This window comes from Massilia sp. MS-15, assembly GCF_020176695.1.
GTDB lineage: Bacteria > Pseudomonadota > Gammaproteobacteria > Burkholderiales > Burkholderiaceae_D > Telluria > Telluria hydrophila.
On the sequence record NZ_JAIWIA010000004.1, the window covers coordinates 1 to 15,515 of the forward strand.

19 protein-coding genes and 1 tRNA gene are annotated in these 15,515 nt (G+C 67.9%); 10 read left to right on the forward strand and 10 right to left on the reverse strand.

Features of this window, described 5'->3' with window-relative positions:
• Positions 1-275: 275 nt before the first annotated feature.
• A complete protein-coding gene (locus LCI23_RS02375; protein WP_224943444.1) occupies positions 276-920 on the reverse strand; it encodes a peptidoglycan recognition family protein in 645 nt (214 codons plus the stop codon).
• A 133-nt stretch (positions 921-1,053) separates the two neighbouring features.
• Here LCI23_RS02375 and LCI23_RS02380 point away from each other — a divergent pair, with 133 nt between their 5' ends.
• From LCI23_RS02380 to LCI23_RS02390, 3 genes are all read left to right on the forward strand, one after another.
• Positions 1,054-1,476: a CoA-binding protein gene (locus LCI23_RS02380; RefSeq protein ID WP_224943447.1), complete on the forward strand. Its 423-nt coding sequence runs from the start codon at positions 1,054-1,056 to the stop codon at positions 1,474-1,476.
• Between the two features lie 87 nt (positions 1,477-1,563).
• Positions 1,564-2,169, forward strand: coding sequence for a glutathione peroxidase (locus tag LCI23_RS02385; protein WP_224943449.1), 606 nt, complete (start codon positions 1,564-1,566; stop codon positions 2,167-2,169).
• A gap of 118 nt (positions 2,170-2,287) precedes the next feature.
• The gene (locus LCI23_RS02390) at positions 2,288-2,911 is read left to right on the forward strand and encodes an OmpW family protein (protein ID WP_224943450.1); all 624 of its coding nucleotides are present in this window, start codon (positions 2,288-2,290) and stop codon (positions 2,909-2,911) included.
• Positions 2,912-2,924: 13 nt separating this feature from the next.
• On the opposite strand, the gene pabB is transcribed toward LCI23_RS02390, so the two are convergent.
• The 3 genes from pabB to LCI23_RS02405 are packed head-to-tail and all read right to left on the reverse strand — an operon-like array spanning position 2,925 to position 6,118.
• Positions 2,925-4,757 carry an aminodeoxychorismate synthase component I gene (gene pabB / locus LCI23_RS02395; protein WP_224943453.1) on the reverse strand — a complete coding sequence of 611 codons (1,833 nt, stop codon included), beginning with the start codon at positions 4,755-4,757 and terminating at the stop codon, positions 2,925-2,927.
• 24 nt (positions 4,758-4,781) lie between these two features.
• Positions 4,782-5,360 carry a nucleoid occlusion factor SlmA gene (gene slmA / locus LCI23_RS02400; protein ID WP_224943466.1) on the reverse strand — a complete coding sequence of 193 codons (579 nt, stop codon included), beginning with the start codon at positions 5,358-5,360 and terminating at the stop codon, positions 4,782-4,784.
• 29 nt (positions 5,361-5,389) lie between these two features.
• Entirely contained in the window at positions 5,390-6,118 is a 729-nt protein-coding gene (locus tag LCI23_RS02405; protein ID WP_224943468.1) for a pyrimidine 5'-nucleotidase, read from the reverse strand.
• A gap of 38 nt (positions 6,119-6,156) precedes the next feature.
• Between LCI23_RS02405 and LCI23_RS02410 the strand changes: the two genes are divergently transcribed.
• Positions 6,157-7,062 (forward strand): TraB/GumN family protein, encoded by a 906-nt coding sequence (locus LCI23_RS02410; protein WP_224943471.1) that lies wholly within the window; start codon positions 6,157-6,159, stop codon positions 7,060-7,062.
• Positions 7,063-7,098: 36 nt separating this feature from the next.
• Here the strand turns inward: LCI23_RS02410 and LCI23_RS02415 are convergent.
• Together LCI23_RS02415 and argB are read right to left on the reverse strand one after the other, a co-directional pair.
• A tRNA-Thr gene (locus LCI23_RS02415) sits at positions 7,099-7,173 on the reverse strand.
• 43 nt (positions 7,174-7,216) lie between these two features.
• Positions 7,217-8,146, reverse strand: coding sequence for an acetylglutamate kinase (gene argB / locus LCI23_RS02420; RefSeq protein WP_224943474.1), 930 nt, complete (start codon positions 8,144-8,146; stop codon positions 7,217-7,219).
• A 138-nt stretch (positions 8,147-8,284) separates the two neighbouring features.
• On the opposite strand from argB, the gene LCI23_RS02425 reads away from it, so the two are divergent.
• Positions 8,285-8,473, forward strand: a complete 189-nt coding sequence (locus LCI23_RS02425) for a cysteine-rich CWC family protein (RefSeq protein WP_224943481.1) — start codon at positions 8,285-8,287, stop codon at positions 8,471-8,473.
• Here LCI23_RS02425 and LCI23_RS02430 read toward each other — a convergent pair.
• Together LCI23_RS02430 and LCI23_RS02435 are read right to left on the reverse strand one after the other, a co-directional pair.
• The gene (locus LCI23_RS02430) at positions 8,470-9,603 is read right to left on the reverse strand and encodes a PHB depolymerase family esterase (protein ID WP_224943485.1); all 1,134 of its coding nucleotides are present in this window, start codon (positions 9,601-9,603) and stop codon (positions 8,470-8,472) included. The two genes, LCI23_RS02425 and LCI23_RS02430, sit on opposite strands and share 4 nt — an antisense overlap.
• Before the next feature lie 21 nt (positions 9,604-9,624).
• Complete coding sequence (locus LCI23_RS02435; protein ID WP_224943488.1) at positions 9,625-10,059, reverse strand: CopG family transcriptional regulator; 435 nt, start codon at positions 10,057-10,059, stop codon at positions 9,625-9,627.
• Between the two features lie 191 nt (positions 10,060-10,250).
• Between LCI23_RS02435 and LCI23_RS02440 the strand changes: the two genes are divergently transcribed.
• The 5 genes from LCI23_RS02440 (at position 10,251) to LCI23_RS02460 (ending at position 14,330) form a co-directional block, all read left to right on the forward strand.
• Positions 10,251-10,628 carry a thioesterase family protein gene (locus LCI23_RS02440; RefSeq protein ID WP_224943491.1) on the forward strand — a complete coding sequence of 126 codons (378 nt, stop codon included), beginning with the start codon at positions 10,251-10,253 and terminating at the stop codon, positions 10,626-10,628.
• 87 nt (positions 10,629-10,715) lie between these two features.
• Positions 10,716-12,182, forward strand: a complete 1,467-nt coding sequence (locus LCI23_RS02445) for a UbiA family prenyltransferase (RefSeq protein ID WP_224943494.1) — start codon at positions 10,716-10,718, stop codon at positions 12,180-12,182.
• 8 nt (positions 12,183-12,190) lie between these two features.
• Positions 12,191-12,385, forward strand: a complete 195-nt coding sequence (locus LCI23_RS02450; RefSeq protein WP_224943497.1) for a DUF1289 domain-containing protein — start codon at positions 12,191-12,193, stop codon at positions 12,383-12,385.
• 1 nt (position 12,386) lies between these two features.
• Entirely contained in the window at positions 12,387-13,298 is a 912-nt protein-coding gene (locus tag LCI23_RS02455) for an MBL fold metallo-hydrolase (protein WP_224943500.1), read from the forward strand.
• 75 nt (positions 13,299-13,373) lie between these two features.
• Positions 13,374-14,330: a nitronate monooxygenase family protein gene (locus LCI23_RS02460; protein ID WP_224943503.1), complete on the forward strand. Its 957-nt coding sequence runs from the start codon at positions 13,374-13,376 to the stop codon at positions 14,328-14,330.
• A 40-nt stretch (positions 14,331-14,370) separates the two neighbouring features.
• On the opposite strand, the gene LCI23_RS02465 is transcribed toward LCI23_RS02460, so the two are convergent.
• Together LCI23_RS02465 and LCI23_RS02470 are read right to left on the reverse strand one after the other, a co-directional pair.
• Positions 14,371-14,997 (reverse strand): hypoxanthine-guanine phosphoribosyltransferase, encoded by a 627-nt coding sequence (locus LCI23_RS02465; RefSeq protein WP_224943506.1) that lies wholly within the window; start codon positions 14,995-14,997, stop codon positions 14,371-14,373.
• A 79-nt stretch (positions 14,998-15,076) separates the two neighbouring features.
• Entirely contained in the window at positions 15,077-15,457 is a 381-nt protein-coding gene (locus LCI23_RS02470) for an MmcQ/YjbR family DNA-binding protein (protein WP_224943509.1), read from the reverse strand.
• Positions 15,458-15,515 lie beyond the last annotated feature (58 nt).

The window sequence follows — 15,515 nt, forward strand, 5'->3', positions numbered from 1 at the left end:
TCTACAAATCACTGGCTATTTGCCAAAGGGTGGGCTCGGCATCCAGCTGCTCGAACCCGAGGTGACCCTCGGGTTGAAGTGAGCGGTTGGCTCAGAAGGGATAATACAAGGGTGGGCGTAGCACGCCCGGGCGCAAGCTTTGATTGGTGCGGGCGGGTAGGGGCGGCGGAGCAAGGATGTGAGAGCCGCATGGGCAGCATCGCCCGGGTTTGGCCGCGTGGGCGGGGGACCCGCCCACCCTACGATTGACCCGACAACGCTTGAATGAATGGGATTCAGCGCCGGGCGGCCTGTTCGCCCGCCAGGCGCAGGGCCACCTTGTGGCGGAAATAATCGCCTGCGACGTAGCGGTACAGGTTCGCGCCTGGGCACACGGTCTTGTTGGAATAGTCCCGGTGGCTGCGGATGGCGTCCAGCGGCACCTGGTGCTTCGCGGCCAGCAGCGCCATCAGGTCGACCACGGCGTCGAGCTGGCGCTGGTTCGGTTCCACTTCCTCGAAATTGCCCACCACCTCGATCAGGGCATGGCCGCCTGGGTCGTAGTCGGTGTTGGTGTCGCCGGCGAAGCCGATGTCGCGCGCCGCGTAGATGCGGCCGTCCAGGTCGATCACGTAGTGGTAGGGGATGTCGAGCCAGCCCTTGGCGCTGCGCGACCAGTCCTGCAGGCGGCGCAGGTAGGCCTGCGGGTCGGTGCCGGGCTTGAACGGCTCGCCCTGGTGGTGCAGGGTGATGTGGCGGATGGTGTGGCGGCGCGCCCGGGCCGGGTCGGCCGGGCTGCCGCCCCAGGCGGCGACTGGCACGATGGCGCGTTCGACCGCGGCGAGCGGCAGGTCCCGCGGGGTGGCGGCGCCGGCCGGCAGCGGCAGGGCCGGGATGGCGAGGAAGGCGGCAAGGAAGGCGGCAGGAAAAGTCTGGCGCATTGGCGGCATTGGTCGGGACCTGGGTTGGGAAGGTGAGCATCATTCCATGTTTATGCGCGCCGCGCCAGCGCATGCAAACCTGCTAAGCTGGCGTCCAGCGCCAGGCTCCCCCCATCCACCATCCATCGAGACCATGAGAAGCATTGCCCAGATCCTCAGCGACAGCAAGACCATCGCCATCGTCGGCCTGTCCGACAAGCCCGAGCGCGCCAGCCACGAAGTGGCGGCCTACCTCCAGCAGCATGGCTACCGCATCCTGCCGGTCAATCCAAACCATGCCGGCCAGGCCATCCTCGGGGAGCCGGTGTTCGCCACGCTGCGGGAAGCAGCCGATGCGCTGGCCGCGGACGGCCAGCGCATCGACATCGTCGACTGCTTCCGCAAGTCGGACGACATCCCGCCGGTCGCGCGCGACGCCATCGCCGTGCGTGCCGGCTGCCTGTGGATGCAGCTCGACATCGAGAACCAGGCCGCGGCCGACCTCGCGCGCGCGGCCGGGCTCGACGTGGTGATGAACCACTGCATCAAGATCGAGCACCGCAGCCTGAACGGCTAAGGACCCGCACCTGCACCCGCGGCGCCGGTCATGACAGCGCTTGCCTGCGTTACAATCGTGGCATCCCAACCAGCGCAAAGCCTCGCCATGTCCAAGACCACCTTCCTGTCCGTCGCCGTGCTGGCGGCCCTGGCCGGCGCCGCCCTGTCGCAGCCGGCCGCCGCGCAGGCGACCAACGCGGCCAGCCCGGTGCCGGCCGCCGCGCGCATGCCGGCCGCCTGCCCGGCCATCCTCAAGCAGAACTTCAAGCGCCTGCAGGACGAGGCGCCGCAGGACTTGTGCCAGTACGCCGGCAAGGTGGTGCTGGTGGTGAACACGGCCAGCTATTGCGGCTTCACCAAGCAGTACGAGGGACTGGAGAAGCTGTACGCCAAGTATGGCGGGCGCGGCCTGGTGGTGCTGGGATTCCCCTCGAACGACTTCGGCAAGCAGGAGCCGGGCAGCGCCAAGGAGATCGCCGACTTCTGCTTCAACACCTATGGCGTCAAGTTCCCCATGTTCGCCAAGAGCTCGGTCACGGGGCCGGAAGCGAACCCGCTGCACGCCAGCCTGGCCCAGGCCACCGGCCAGGCGCCCAAGTGGAACTTCACCAAGTACCTGATCGGCCGCGACGGCAAGGTGCTCGCGCATTTCCCAAGCAAGGTCACGCCCGAGGACCCGGCACTGGTCGGCAGGATCGAACAGGCACTGTGATCGAATCGAATTGAATAACCTTGCTGGTATTGTGGTTATTTGATCCACATCAACGATTTTTTTGCGCTGCATCAATATGCTTACCTCGTCACTGATGACATGACGAAAGGTAAACAGCATGAAAACGATGTTGCAGCATGGCCTGGTCCTGGTACTTTCCCTTGCCGGTAGCCAGGCCCTGGCCCAGGACCAGACCCAGGAAAGCGGCTGGATGGTGCGCGCGCGCGCCGTCCATATCGACCCGGCCGACCGTTCCACGCCGCTGGCCGGCACCGGCGGCAGCGACCGCATCCACGTGTCCAACAAGACCATTCCGGAAATCGACATCAGCTACTTCTTCACGCCCCAGCTGGCGGCCGAGCTGATCCTGACGTATCCCCAGAAGCACGACGTGATGCTCGATGGCGCCCGCATCGGCAGCCTGCGCCATCTGCCGCCGACCCTGAGCGCCCAGTACCACTTCGCGCCGCAGGCCGCGCTGAATCCCTACCTCGGCGTCGGCGTCAACTACACCCGCATCTCGCACGTCAAGCTGCTCAACGGCGCGGCCGACCTCGAAAAGAACAGCTGGGGTCTGGCGCTGCAGGCCGGCGTGGACATCCGTCTCGATGCGCGCTGGTCGCTGAACGTGGACGTGAAAAAGCTGAACCTGCGCAGCGACCTGCTGCTCGGCGGTGCACACGCCAGTACGGTGAAGGTCGACCCGGTGCTGTTCGGCGTCGGCGTCGGCTACCGTTTCTGAGCGCCGAAGCGTCTTAGTCGCGCCGCGGGTCGTCCAGCAGGACTGCCCGCAGCGGCCCGCGCAGCGCGTTGCAGACGACGATGTCGTCTGCCTGCGCCAGCATGGCGCGCGTGATCACGCGTTCGCTCGCGTTCCAGGCCGGCGCCGCCAGCAGCACGGCGCGCATCACGCCCGGCAGCACGCCGCTCGACAGCGGCGGCGTGTACCACGCGGCGCCGAAGCGCACGAACACATTGCTGCGTCCCCCCTCGGTCAATTCCCCCCGCTCGTTGAAGAACAGGGCGTCGAACGCGCCTTGCGCCTCCGCGGCGCGCCAGGCGGCGTCGTAGCCGGCCCGTAGCGCCGTCTTGTGGCGTAACAGGGCGTCGCCCGCATGCGTGCCTTCCCGCGCCAGCAGGAGCTGCACCGGTTCGGCCAGCGGCGCGAGCGGCGCCGCCTGCAGCTGCAGTTCTCCGTCCGGGGCGACGGCCAGGCGCAGCCGGTGCAGCTGGCCGGGCGGCAGCGCCGCGCAGGCGGCATCCAGGGCCGCGCGCGCGGCGGCCGGGTCGAAGGCATGGCCGGCATAGCGGCAGGAAGCGGCCAGGCGCGCCAGGTGCCGGTCCAGATGGCGGCAGCCTTCGTCGCGCGAGGCGCGCAGGGTCTCGAACAGGGTGAAGGCATTGGGCAGGCCGGTGAGGAAGCGCGCCTTGAGCTGGCATTCGGCGTATTCGGAAGCGGCGTCGCTGTCGTACACGATGCCGGCCCCGACCCCCAGTTCCCCCCTGCGGGTGCGTCCCTGCGGCGCCTCCAGCGCCAGGGTACGGATCGGCACCGACAGGCAGAAGTCGCCGATGGCCGCGCCGGACGCGGGCGGATCGAACCAGCCGATCGCGCCCGTGTAGATGCCGCGCGCGTCCGGCTCGAGTTCGTGGATGATCTCCATCGTGCGCCGCTTCGGTGCCCCGGTAATCGAGCCGCAAGGGTACAGGGCGGCAAACAGCTGCTCCAGGCTGGCGTCCGGCCGCAGGCGCGCCTGCACGGTCGAGGTCATCTGCAGGACGCTACCATAGCGTTTCACTTCGAACAGGGCGGGCACCGTGACGCTGCCGGTCTGTGCCACCCGTCCCAGGTCGTTGCGCAGCAGGTCGACGATCATCAGGTTCTCGGCGCGGTTCTTGGGGTCGCGCGCGAGGGCGCGCGCGCGTTCCTCGTCCACCGCGTCCGCGCCGCTGGCCGGCGCCGTGCCCTTCATCGGACGTGCCAGCAGGGTGCCGCCGTCCAGGCGCACGAACAGCTCGGGCGAGAAGGACAGTACCGCGCCGCCGTCCGGCAGGGCCACCAGCGCCCCGTAGGGCACGCGCTGGCGCGCCCGCAGCCGCGCGTACAGGCCGACCAGCGGCCCGTAGGCATCGAAGCGCAGGCGGTAGGTGTAGTTGACCTGGTAGGTGTCGCCGGCCGCGATGTAGTCGCGGATGCTGCCGATCGCGGCGCTGAACGCGGCTTCGTCCACGTTGGCTTCGATGCCCGCCACGCCGGCCGGCTCGCCAGGAGCAGCGCGGGTGGCGATCCAGGCCTCGACCTGGGCCGCGTCGAGGTGTTCGCAGGTCTCGAACAGCAGTACCCGGGCCAGTGGCGCGGCGCTCGCATGGGCGGGCAGGCCCTGCAGCTGCGCGCCCAGTTCGTAGCTCAGCAGCGGCACCGCGTACAGGCCGCGCCCGAGCGCTTCCTGCATCTCGCGCAGCAGCTGCGGCCAGCCGGCCGCGTCAAGGCAAGCGAGCGTGCCGGCGTGGCGGCTGTACAGGCGCGAGCGGGCCTCATCGGCAGCGCCGGCGTCGTCCAGCAGGGCGAAGACTTCCTGGGTGTCCATGCGTGCGTGTGGCTGCGAGGGATCCTAGGCCGCCAGCAGCAGCGACAGCTGCAGCGCCGTGCCTTCGGCCGGGTTCTGGCGGAAACCGCTCTTGGCGTAGCGGTGCCAGCGGCCGGTCACGTAGCTCACCAGCATGCTGGCGCGCGCGCCGACGTCGGCCTCGTCGCCGTGGCCCTGGGTGACGGCGATCCGCAGCGCGCCCTTGAAGGCCAGCTCGATCCGGTCGTAGAAGCCGTTCATGCGCAGCTGCAGCCGCTCGTCCTCGCCCACCAGGGCGTCGCCGATCAGGACCCGGGTCATGCCGGGATTGTTGCTGGCGAAGGAGAGCAGCATCTGCAGGATGGCGTGCGCCTGGTGCACGCCGTTTTCCTCGCGCTCGGCGATCTGGTTGATCAGGCCGAACACGCTGGACTCGATGAAGTCGATCAGTCCCTCGTACATCTGGGCCTTGCTGGCGAAGTGGCGGTACAGCGCGGCCTCCGAGACCGACAGGCGCGCCGCCAGCGCCGCCGTGGTGATCTTCTCGCCTTTCGGCTGCTCGAGCATCGAGGCCAGCGCCTGGAGGATTTGCAGCTTGCGCTGGCCCGGCTTGGAACTTGCCATGTGATCCCTAGTCTGTGTCGTTGGTTTTGTTAGCGCAGCCGGTGCAGGCGTGCGGGCAACTGCCGGACGGATTTTACTTTGACATCGACGTAACCGGGGCGTTTCAGGGTCCTCGGCAAGGGGGCCTTGCCGATCGGATCGCTCATGCGCAGGTACTGGGTCACCCACACGGTGCGCAGGCCGAGCCGGCTGGCGCTTTTCAGGTTGGCCAGCGTGTCCTCGACCAGGATGCAGCGGCGCGCCGCCACGCCGTGCTTGCGCAGCAGGCGGCGCAGCATCAGGCCCGATGGTTTCGGACGCAGCTGGCGGTGCACGTGCATGTGCTCGATCGCGACATGGTGCGCGAAGTGGCGGCTCAGGCCGAGGTGGCGCATCACCTCGGTCGAATAGCGGGTCGGGGCATTGGTGAGCAGAATCTTGCGCCCCGGCAGGCGCCGTAGCAGGGTGCCCAGGCCTTTTTCCGCGCGCACCAGCTTGTCGAGGGCGCCGATGTCGTGGGTCACGTGCAGGAAGTCGGCGGCCGACACACTGTGGTGGCGGATCATGCCGAGCAGGGTGGCGCCATAGCGCTTCCAGTAGCCGAGGCGGGCCGCATCCACATGCGCCTGGCTGGCGGGAGCGTCGCCGTCGCCCAGCACGCGCGCGATATACGTGTTCATGTTGGCGCTGATCGCAGGAAAAATCGCGTGCGACGCGTCATGCAACGTGTTGTCGAGGTCAAACAGCCAGACGGGTGAGGGCAGGGTATGATTTGGCACGGTTATTTGGTACGGATTCCAGACGAACGGAGTAAGGGATGCGACATCCGATTATAGTGGTCTTCCTCGCCCTGTTCCTGATGGCTTGCCAGGCCGTGGGCGCCGAGCGCGGCGCCCTGTTCCGGGTGACCGGGCATGGCCACACCCTGCACCTGTACGGCACCATCCACGCCGGCCGCGCCGGCTTCTATCCGCTCGAGTCGCGCATCGGCCAGGCCATGGCGGCCGCGCCCGCGCTGGCGCTGGAAATCGACCCGTCCGCGTATACGCCCGCGATGACGGCGACCCTGTCCCGCTACGCCGTGTTCGCACCCGGCAGCCCCGGGATCGCCGCCCTGGCCCCCGAGCGGCGCTCCCGCATCGAGGCCGCCTTGAGGCGGCACGGGATCGCGCGCGAGGACATCGCCGGCCTGAAACCCTGGATGCTGGTGACGATGCTGGCGCAGCGTGAAGCGGCCGCGCTCGGCTATGTGGCCGAATACGGCGTCGACGTCCACCTGGCACGGCTGGCGCATGAGGGCAGGGAACGCCGCGGGCGTCCGCTGCGCGTGGTCGAACTCGAGACCTGGGAATACCAGCTGGCGCTGTTCGACCGGCTCACCGACGAACAGCAGTGGCGCCTGCTGGAGGAAACGCTGGCCGAGATGGCCTCGGGCCGGCAGCGGCAGGACACCCGTGCACTGTTCGACGCCTACGAACGCGCCGACCAGGAGGGGCTGGAGGCGATCGCACGGCGCATCGACAGCGATGACAGCATCGGCGGCGCCTACCTGCGCCAGGTGGTGCTGCACGAGCGCAACGAACCGATGGCGGACAAGATCGCTTCGCTGCTGGCGCGCGAGGACAAGGCGGTGGTGGCGGTGGGCCTGCTGCACCTGATCGGCAAGCACAGCCTGCCCGAGCTGCTGCGCAAACGCGGCATCAAGGTGGAGCGGATCTACTAGAGAGGGTAGTGCAGGAGGAGTACGGCAGGAGGAAAGTGGTGCCCTTGACGTGGATTGAACACGTGGCCTCTCCCTTACCAAGGGAGTGCTCTACCACTGAGCTACAAGGGCATTCAGGTCATTCTCCGTGGCGGATGTTTCCGCCACAAAAAATTTAGTGAGACCGGATCATAGTGCCAAAAGCCTGTTCGGTCAAGACTTCCAGCAACAAACTGTGTTCGATACGTCCGTCGATGATGTGGACCGTATTGACGCCCGACTTCGCCGCATCCAGCGCCGACGAGATTTTCGGCAGCATGCCACCCGAAATCGTGCCGTCTTCGAACATCTCGTCGATCTCGCGCGCCGACAGGTCGGTGACCAGGTTGCCGGCCTTGTCCTGCACGCCCGCGATGTTGGTCATCATGATCAGCTTCTCGGCTTTCAGGATCTCGGCGATCTTGCCGGCGACGACGTCGGCATTGATGTTGTAGGCCTGGCCGTCCTGGCCGAAGCCGATCGGCGAGATGATCGGGATGAAGGCATCGTCCTGCAGCGCTTTCACGACCGCCGGGTTGATGGCCTCGATTTCGCCAACGAAGCCGATGTCGAGGAACTCGCCCGGTTTTTCCTTGTCAGGCATGCTCATCCGGCGTGCGCGGATCAGGCCGCCGTCCTTGCCGGTCAGGCCCACGGCCTGGCCGCCGTAGTGGTTGATCAGCATCACGATGTCCTGCTGGACTTCACCACCCAGCACCCATTCGACCACTTCCATGGTCTCTTCGTCGGTGATGCGCATGCCCTGCACGAAGGTGCCCTGCTTGCCGATCTTGCGCAGCGCATTGTCGATCTGCGGACCGCCGCCATGTACCACGACCGGATTCATGCCCACCAGCTTGAGCAGAATCACGTCGCGCGCGAAGCCGTGCTTCAGGCGCTCATCGGTCATGGCGTTGCCGCCGTATTTGATGACGATGGTCTTGCCGTGGAAATTACGGATATACGGAAGCGCTTCGGCCAGGATCTGCGCCTTGATCTGCGGCGACACCTTGGTCAGATCGCTGGGTTGGTCGTCGGTATTCAGGCTGCTCAGGCTTGGGTTCATGGGTAGTCCAAAATAAATGTCGCAAGATTTTAAGGCAACAGGGTAGTCCTTGTGCTGATTATATGGCGTCTTGTTGTATTTTATGGGCTGTTCCCCACTGTACCAAGCCATGCAAACCATTCCACACAGGAACACCTTATGAGTACCTGCACCCGCTGCGGCGCGCAGTTCGGCTGTGCCATGGTGGACGGCAGCCCCGCGCCCTGCTGGTGCACGGCCTTGCCGCCGGCCGTGCCGGTGCCGCAGGAGGCGGCCGGCTGCTGGTGTCCGGCCTGCCTGCGCGCGCATATCGCGGCCGCGCTGGCGAACACCCAGCCTGGGTCCTAGCGCCGGGTACGGAAGAAGCGCATCATTTCGCGGCTCGCGTCCGGCCCCCTGCCATCGGTATAACTGCCGCGCGCGTTGCCGCCCGACCAGGCGTGGCCCGCCCCATGGATCAGCCAGTGCTCGGCATGCAATGTGCCGTCCGCGTGGTGGTGGGTGGTGCGGGTATACGCGTGGCCATCGGGCACCTGGCCCGGCTCCGCCGTCTTGCGTGCGGCGCGCGCATGCGCCACCAGCGCGTCGCCATTGGCCGGATGCACGGTGGTATCGCGGTCGCCATGGAACACGATGACCGGCAGTGGCCGTCCCGGCGCCTGGCTGCGCCGGAACTCGCCCTTCATCGCCGCCAGCGCCGAAGGCAGGTCGTTCGCCGCCGCGAACGGCAGGCCCGAATGCACGCCGACCGCGGCGTACAGGTCCGGATACAGGGTGCCCATGATGGTGGCCATCGCGCCGCCCGCCGACAGCCCGGCCACGAAGACCTGGCGCGCATCGACCGGGTAGCGCGCCATCACGTCGCGCGTGATGCCGGCGATGATCGACGGTTCGCCACGCCCGTGCTGCTGGTCCGCCTCGTTGAACCAGTTCCAGCAGCGCGAAGGGTTGGCCGATTGCGACTGGGCCGGATAGACCACCAGGCAGCGCAATTCCTCGGCCAGCGCGTTCATGCCGGTGCCGTGCGCGAAATCGTCGGGGTCCTGGGTGCAGCCGTGCAGCATGACCACCAGCGCGGCCGGCCCTTCTCCCAGCGTGCTCGGCACGTACAGCTTGTAGTCGCGCGCGCCGGCCGCGTTGGCATGGCTGCCGCTGATGAAGCTGCCCGGCCAGGACGCCTGCGCTTCGGTGCCGCCCAGGCCGCCGAACTGCGCGCGCACCGCCTCCATGCTGCGCTGCAGGTTGGCGAGCATGTCCGGCATCGTGCCGGCGGAAGAGGCCTGCCTGGCCGTGCCGTTCGAGGGCGGTGGGTTGAGGTCGCGCAGCGGCGGGGCGCCGGGAGAGGCAGCGGGGCGCTGGAAGGCGTTGGCATGCTTCATCGCTTCCTGCACGATGGCTGCGGTATCGACCGGGCCCTTGTTCAGGAGTGTCCGGGTCGCCTTGCGCATGTGGGCGAGCAGCTGCTTGTTCAGTTTCATGGCTGTCCTTTGGCCGCGCGCTTACTGGATGCGCGCGGCGAGTGCCGTCTTGACCGCGCTGCTGGCATGCAGCGCGCCCAGGACGAGGATGGAATCGATGGTGTCCAGCGCCAGCTCGGGCGTGACGTCGTGGGCAATGCTGGCCAGGCCCAGCACCTGGATCTGCAGGCGCTCGCCGGCGGCGCGCGCCCGTTCCAGGTCGGCGCGCGTGTAATGGTGCATGCCGAGCACCAGGCTGCGCCGCGCCACCGTCTGGCGCACCACATCGGCATGCGCCTGCAGCTGGTTGCGGATCGCCGTGCGGATCAGGTCGGAACGGTTGGCATAGAAGCCTTCGCTCACCAGGAGGTCGATCTGCCCGAGGTCGATCGGCCCCAGGTTGATCGTGATCTTCTCCGAATCCGCCGGCCGCGCCGTTTCCCTGGCCGCGACCGCTTTGACAAGGTCCTTGCTCATATTGCCTTTCATGGCTTACAGCCAGCTTTCACCATCCACCTGGATGGTCTCTGGAGTGTACACCCCTGGCCAGCCGGGTCAAGCGCGATTTCACCAAATGCGCCAGGCTGAGTTAATCTGCGCACATGCGCGCAGAAATACAACTCGGCCATTGCTTTGAATGGCGCTACACGGTCCCGCGGCGAGCCACGGTGCCCGAGCTCTACCACGACACGCCGTTCTGCCGAGACATGCCGGCGGTGCTGGCCACCGGCTACCTGGTCGGCATGATGGAACTGGCCTGCCTGCACGGGCTGATGCCCTTCATGGACTGGCCCGCCGAGCAGAGCCTGGGTACGATGGTGAGCTTTCGCCACCTGGCGCCAACCCCGCCCGGCATGACGCTCACGATCCGCGGCAGCGTGCTGGAAGTCGAGGGGCGCCGGGTGCGCTTCCAGGTCGAGGCCTGGGACGAGGTGGAGAAGGTATGCGAAGGCATCCACGAACGGCACCTGATCGATCCGGCGCGCTTCGCGGACAAGCTGGCGCGCAAGCAGGCGCAGTGGCGCGCGGCCGCTCCGCCGGCCTGAGCATGCCCCCCCTGCGCGATGAGCGATAATGCGCGATGGCCTTGCCCTTACCGAATGTGAAACCTGATGACCTCGGCTGATACTTCCATGCTGGATTCCATACCGCCGCCGCGCGCCGCCGCCGTCCCCCTCGTGGTGGACCTCGACGGCACCCTGACCCCGACCGATACCCTGGTCGAATCCGTGCTGCTCCTGGCCAAGGCCGCGCCGCTGGCCCTGTTCAAGCTGCCCCTGTGGCTGGCGCGCGGGCGCGAAGTCATGAAATCCGAGATCGCCAGCCGGGTCAGCCTGGCGCCGGACCAGCTGCCCTACCGCCAGGACCTGCTCGACTACCTGGCAGCCGAGAAGGCGGCCGGGCGCACGCTGGTGCTGGCCACCGCCGCCCACCGTTCGATCGCCGAAGGCGTGGCCGGCCACCTGGGCCTGTTCGACCGGGTGCTGGCCACCGACGGCGCGACCAACCTGAAGGGAGTCAACAAGCTGGCCGCGATCCGCGCCGAAGTCGGGCCGGCCTTCGCCTATGCGGGCGACAGCGCGGCCGACCTGCCGGTGTGGGAGGGCGCCCGGGCCGCGGTGCTGGTGGGCGCCTCGACGGCGGTGGCGCGCACGGTGCGCGCGCAGCACCCGGTGGAAAAGGAATTCGCCCGCCCCGCCGCCGGCCTGGGCACCTGGCGCAAGGCGCTGCGCATGCACCAGTGGGCCAAGAACGTGCTGCTGTTCGTGCCCCTCTTGACCGCGTTCTCCTTCCTGCCCGAAGACCTGGCCACCATGCTGCTGGCCTTCTTCTGCTTTTCGCTGGCGGCATCGGGCACCTATATCGCCAACGACCTGTGGGACCTCGGCAACGACCGCCGCCACCCGCGCAAGCGCCTGCGGCCCTTCGCCAGCGGGGCGCTGCCGATCAGCAGCGGGGTGGGCGCGGCGCTGCTCCTGATGCTGGCCGCCTTTGCGCTGGCCTTCACCATCAACACCGGATTCGTCGCGATGCTGGCGTCCTACGTGGTGCTGACCACGGCCTACAGCTGGTGGCTCAAGGAGCGCGTCCTGCTCGACGTGCTGATGCTGTCGGTGCTGTACACCCTGCGCATCGTGACCGGTTCGGTGGCGGTGGGCATCCATACCACGTCCTGGCTGCTGGCCTTCTCGCTGTTCGTGTTCCTCAGCCTGGCGCTGGTGAAGCGCTGTTCCGAACTGCAGCTGATGCAGCAGCGCGGCCAGGCCAATGCGCACGGGCGCGACTACCGCGTGGTCGACCTGGCCGTGCTGTGGCCGATGGGCCTGGCCTCGGCGCTGGCCGCGGTGGTGGTGCTGGGCCTGTTCATCAACGCGTCCGAGACCGCTGCGCGCTATGCCAGCCCGGTGCTGCTGTGGGGCCTGGCGGCCCTGATGATCTACTGGCTGGGCCGCCTGTGGATCAAGACCGCGCGCGGCGAGATGGACGACGACCCGGTGCTGTACGCGCTGAAGGACCGCGGCAGCCGGCTGGCGCTCGGCCTGATGGTCGTGGTGGCCATTTGCGCCCACTACATCGACGTGAAGGCGCTGATCGGATGAACCCCGGCATGACCCCCGAACTGCCACACCCTGTTCCTTCGCCCTGCATCAACGTGTGCGAGATGGATGCCGCCACCGGCCTGTGCCGCGGCTGCCTGCGCACGATCGACGAGATCGTCGCCTGGGGCGCTGCGGGAGACGACTACAAGCGCGCCGTCTGGAACGAGATCCGGCGCCGCGAGGCCGCGATCGACTGGGGCTGAGGTGGACCTGGGCCTGCCGCCGTCGGTCCACGTGTTCGAGCGCGGCTGGCTTTCGTCCAACAATATCCTGTTCAGCGGGGAGGGCGGCACGGCGCTGGTCGACAGCGGTTATGTGACCCATGCGGCGCAGACCCTGGCCCTGGTGCGCCGCCGGCTCGGCGAGCGTCCGCTCGAACGCCTGCTCAACACCCACCTGCATTCCGACCATTGCGGCGGCAACGCGCTGCTGCAGCAGGCCTATGCCTGCCATACCGCGATTCCCGCGCAGGAGGCGGCCAGGGTGGCGGCCTGGGACGAGGAGGCGCTGAGCTACCGCGCCACGGGCCAGCAGTGCGCGCGTTTCAGCTTCGATGCGACCCTGGCCCCGGGCGACACCCTGCAGCTGGGCGACCTGCCCTGGCAGGTGCTGGCCGCGCCCGGCCACGATCCGCATGCGCTGCTGTTCTACTGCGCCCTGGAGGGCATCCTGATCTCCGGCGACGCGCTGTGGGAGAACGGCTTCGGGGTGGTGTTTCCGGAACTGGCGGGCGAACCCGGCTTCACGGAAGTCGGCGCCACGCTGGACCTGGTCGCCAGCCTCGACGTCCGCCTCGTCATTCCCGGCCACGGCCCCGTGTTCGGCGAGGTCGGCGCCGCGCTGGCGCGCGCCCGGGCGCGGCTGGACTACCTGGCGGCCGACCCGGTGCGCAATGCGCAGAACGCGGTCAAGGTGCTGCTCAAGTTCCTGCTGCTGGAGCGGCGCGCGCTGGCGCTGGAGGCGCTGCCCGGCCTGCTGGTGTCGATCCCGCTGGTGGAACGGGTGCGCCGCACGCTGCTGCCGATGACACCACACGCGCTGGCCCAATGGGCCACGGCCGCGCTGCTGCGGGCCGGCGCCGCGCGCATCGAGGAGGCGCGCCTGGTCGATGTTTAGAGTCCGGAATCTAGCACGATCGTTCTTTTTTCGCGGCATAATGCCCTTTCATCCACCGACCACCGAGAGCCTTCCATGACGCTGCCCACCGTGCTGCAAGACCTGACCCTTCCCGTCATCGCCTCGCCGATGTTCATCGCCAGCGGCCCCGCGCTGGTGGCGGCCCAGTGCAAGGCCGGCATCGTCGGCTCCTTTCCGGCCCTGAACGCGCGTCCGGCCGAGCTGCTCGACACCTGGCTGACCGACCTGCAGCGCGAGCTGGCCGACTACGCAGCCGCCAATCCGGGCGCGAAGGTCGGCCCGATCGCGGTAAACCAGATCGTGCACGCTTCCAACGACCGCCTGGCGCACGACGTCGAGGTGTGCGTGAAGCACCAGGTGCCGATCATCATTTCGTCGCTGCGCGCGCCGCCGCAGGAGATGCTCGACGCGGTGCACGCCTATGGCGGCATCGTGCTGCACGACGTGGTGTCGATCCGCCATGCGCAGAAGGCGCTGGAGGCGGGCGTGGATGGCCTGATCCTGGTGGCGGCCGGCGCCGGCGGCCATGCGGGCGCGCTGTCGCCGTTCGCGCTGGTGGGCGAGGTGCGCAAGTTCTTCCAGGGTCCGCTGGCGCTGTCCGGCTCGATCGCCACCGGCGACGCCATCCTCGCGGCCCAGGCCATGGGCGCCGATTTCGCCTACATCGGCTCGCGCTGGCTGGCGACCCGGGAATCGAACGTGTCCGATGCCTACCGCGAAGCGATCGTGGAATCGACGGCGGCCGACGTGGTGTACACCAACCTGTTTACGGGGGTGCACGGCAACTACCTGAAGAAATCGATCGTCGCGGCCGGGCTGGATCCGGACAATCTGCCGGAATCGGACAAGAGCAAGATGAGCTTCGGTTCGGGCAGCGCCAAGGCCTGGCGCGACATCTGGGGCGCGGGGCAGGGCGTGGGCCTGATGGACGACGTGCCGAGCGTGGCGGACATGGTGGAACGCTTGAAGCGCGAATACGCGGCGGCGCGCGCGCGCCTGGCGCTGCGCTGAAGTCGGGCGCGTGGGCAGGAAACCCGCCCACGCTGGAATGTCAGTCGAGGCGCTTCGCGTCCGGCACCGGGAATGCCGGTGCCGGCTCGGCCGCGCTGAGGTCTTTCTGGTTGATCGACCACAGTCCCGGCAGATTGCGCCAGTAGTTGTACACGTCCATCCCGAAGCCGACCACGAACTCGTTCGGCAGGGTCAAGCCCACCAGGTCGGCCTGGATCGGCTTGGCGCGCTTGAGGTCCTTGTCGGCGAACACCGCGACGATCACCTCGGCCGCGCCCATGTCGAGCAGGCGCTGCTTCACATGGGCCAGGGTTTCTCCTTCGTCCAGGATGTCGTCCACCACCACGATGGTGCGTCCGGCCACGTCCTGGCGCGGGATCACCTTCCAGACGATCTCTCCGCCGCGGTCGGCGTCGCCGTAGCGGCTGACGTGGATGTAGTCGAATTCGAGCGGGAAGTCGAGCTGCGGCAGCAGGTGGCCGGTGAACACCACGGCGCCGCCCATCACCCCCAGCACCAGCGGGAAGGACTTCTGTTCGGGATGGCCGAAGCGCTCATTGAGCGCGCTGGCGACGCGCGCTACCGCGGCCTGCACTTCCTCGGGCGTGACGATCTGGGTGGCGTTGGCCAGCAGCGCGCGGGCGCGGTCATAGTGGTAGTCTTGCATGTTCACTCTGGTCGAAAAAGTATCGGGTCGATTATGCGCCATTCGTCCGGGCCGCTGCGTTCCTGTTGGAAGCGCGGCTTCAGGCGCCGGCGGTGGGGCTGCCTGCCGCGTGGCGGTCCAGGATCTCACGCTGCAGCTTGCGCGTGAGTTTGGCGAACACCAGCTCGTAGGAACGGCGCAGCAGGGCGGCGAATTCGGCGTCTTCCAGCTGCGCCTCGGGAGTGACGAACACCCATTTGGCGCGCGCCAGGTAGGGCGCCGGCACGATGCCGGGACGGTCGCTGAGCTCGAGGAAACGCGCGTCGTCCGCCTTCAGGCTGAATCCCGTCGAGGGACCGTCGCGGTTGGTCACGGCAAACATCTTCGCGCCCACCGAGAACACGGTGTCGTGGTCCCATTTGCAGTCTTCGGTGCAGCCGGGGAAGCTGCGGCAGAGCGTCTTGGCCGCGTCGAAATCCATGCCTGTTTCCTGTGCCGGCCGGGCCGGTCGTGCTGTCGATGGCGCATTGTAGCGGATG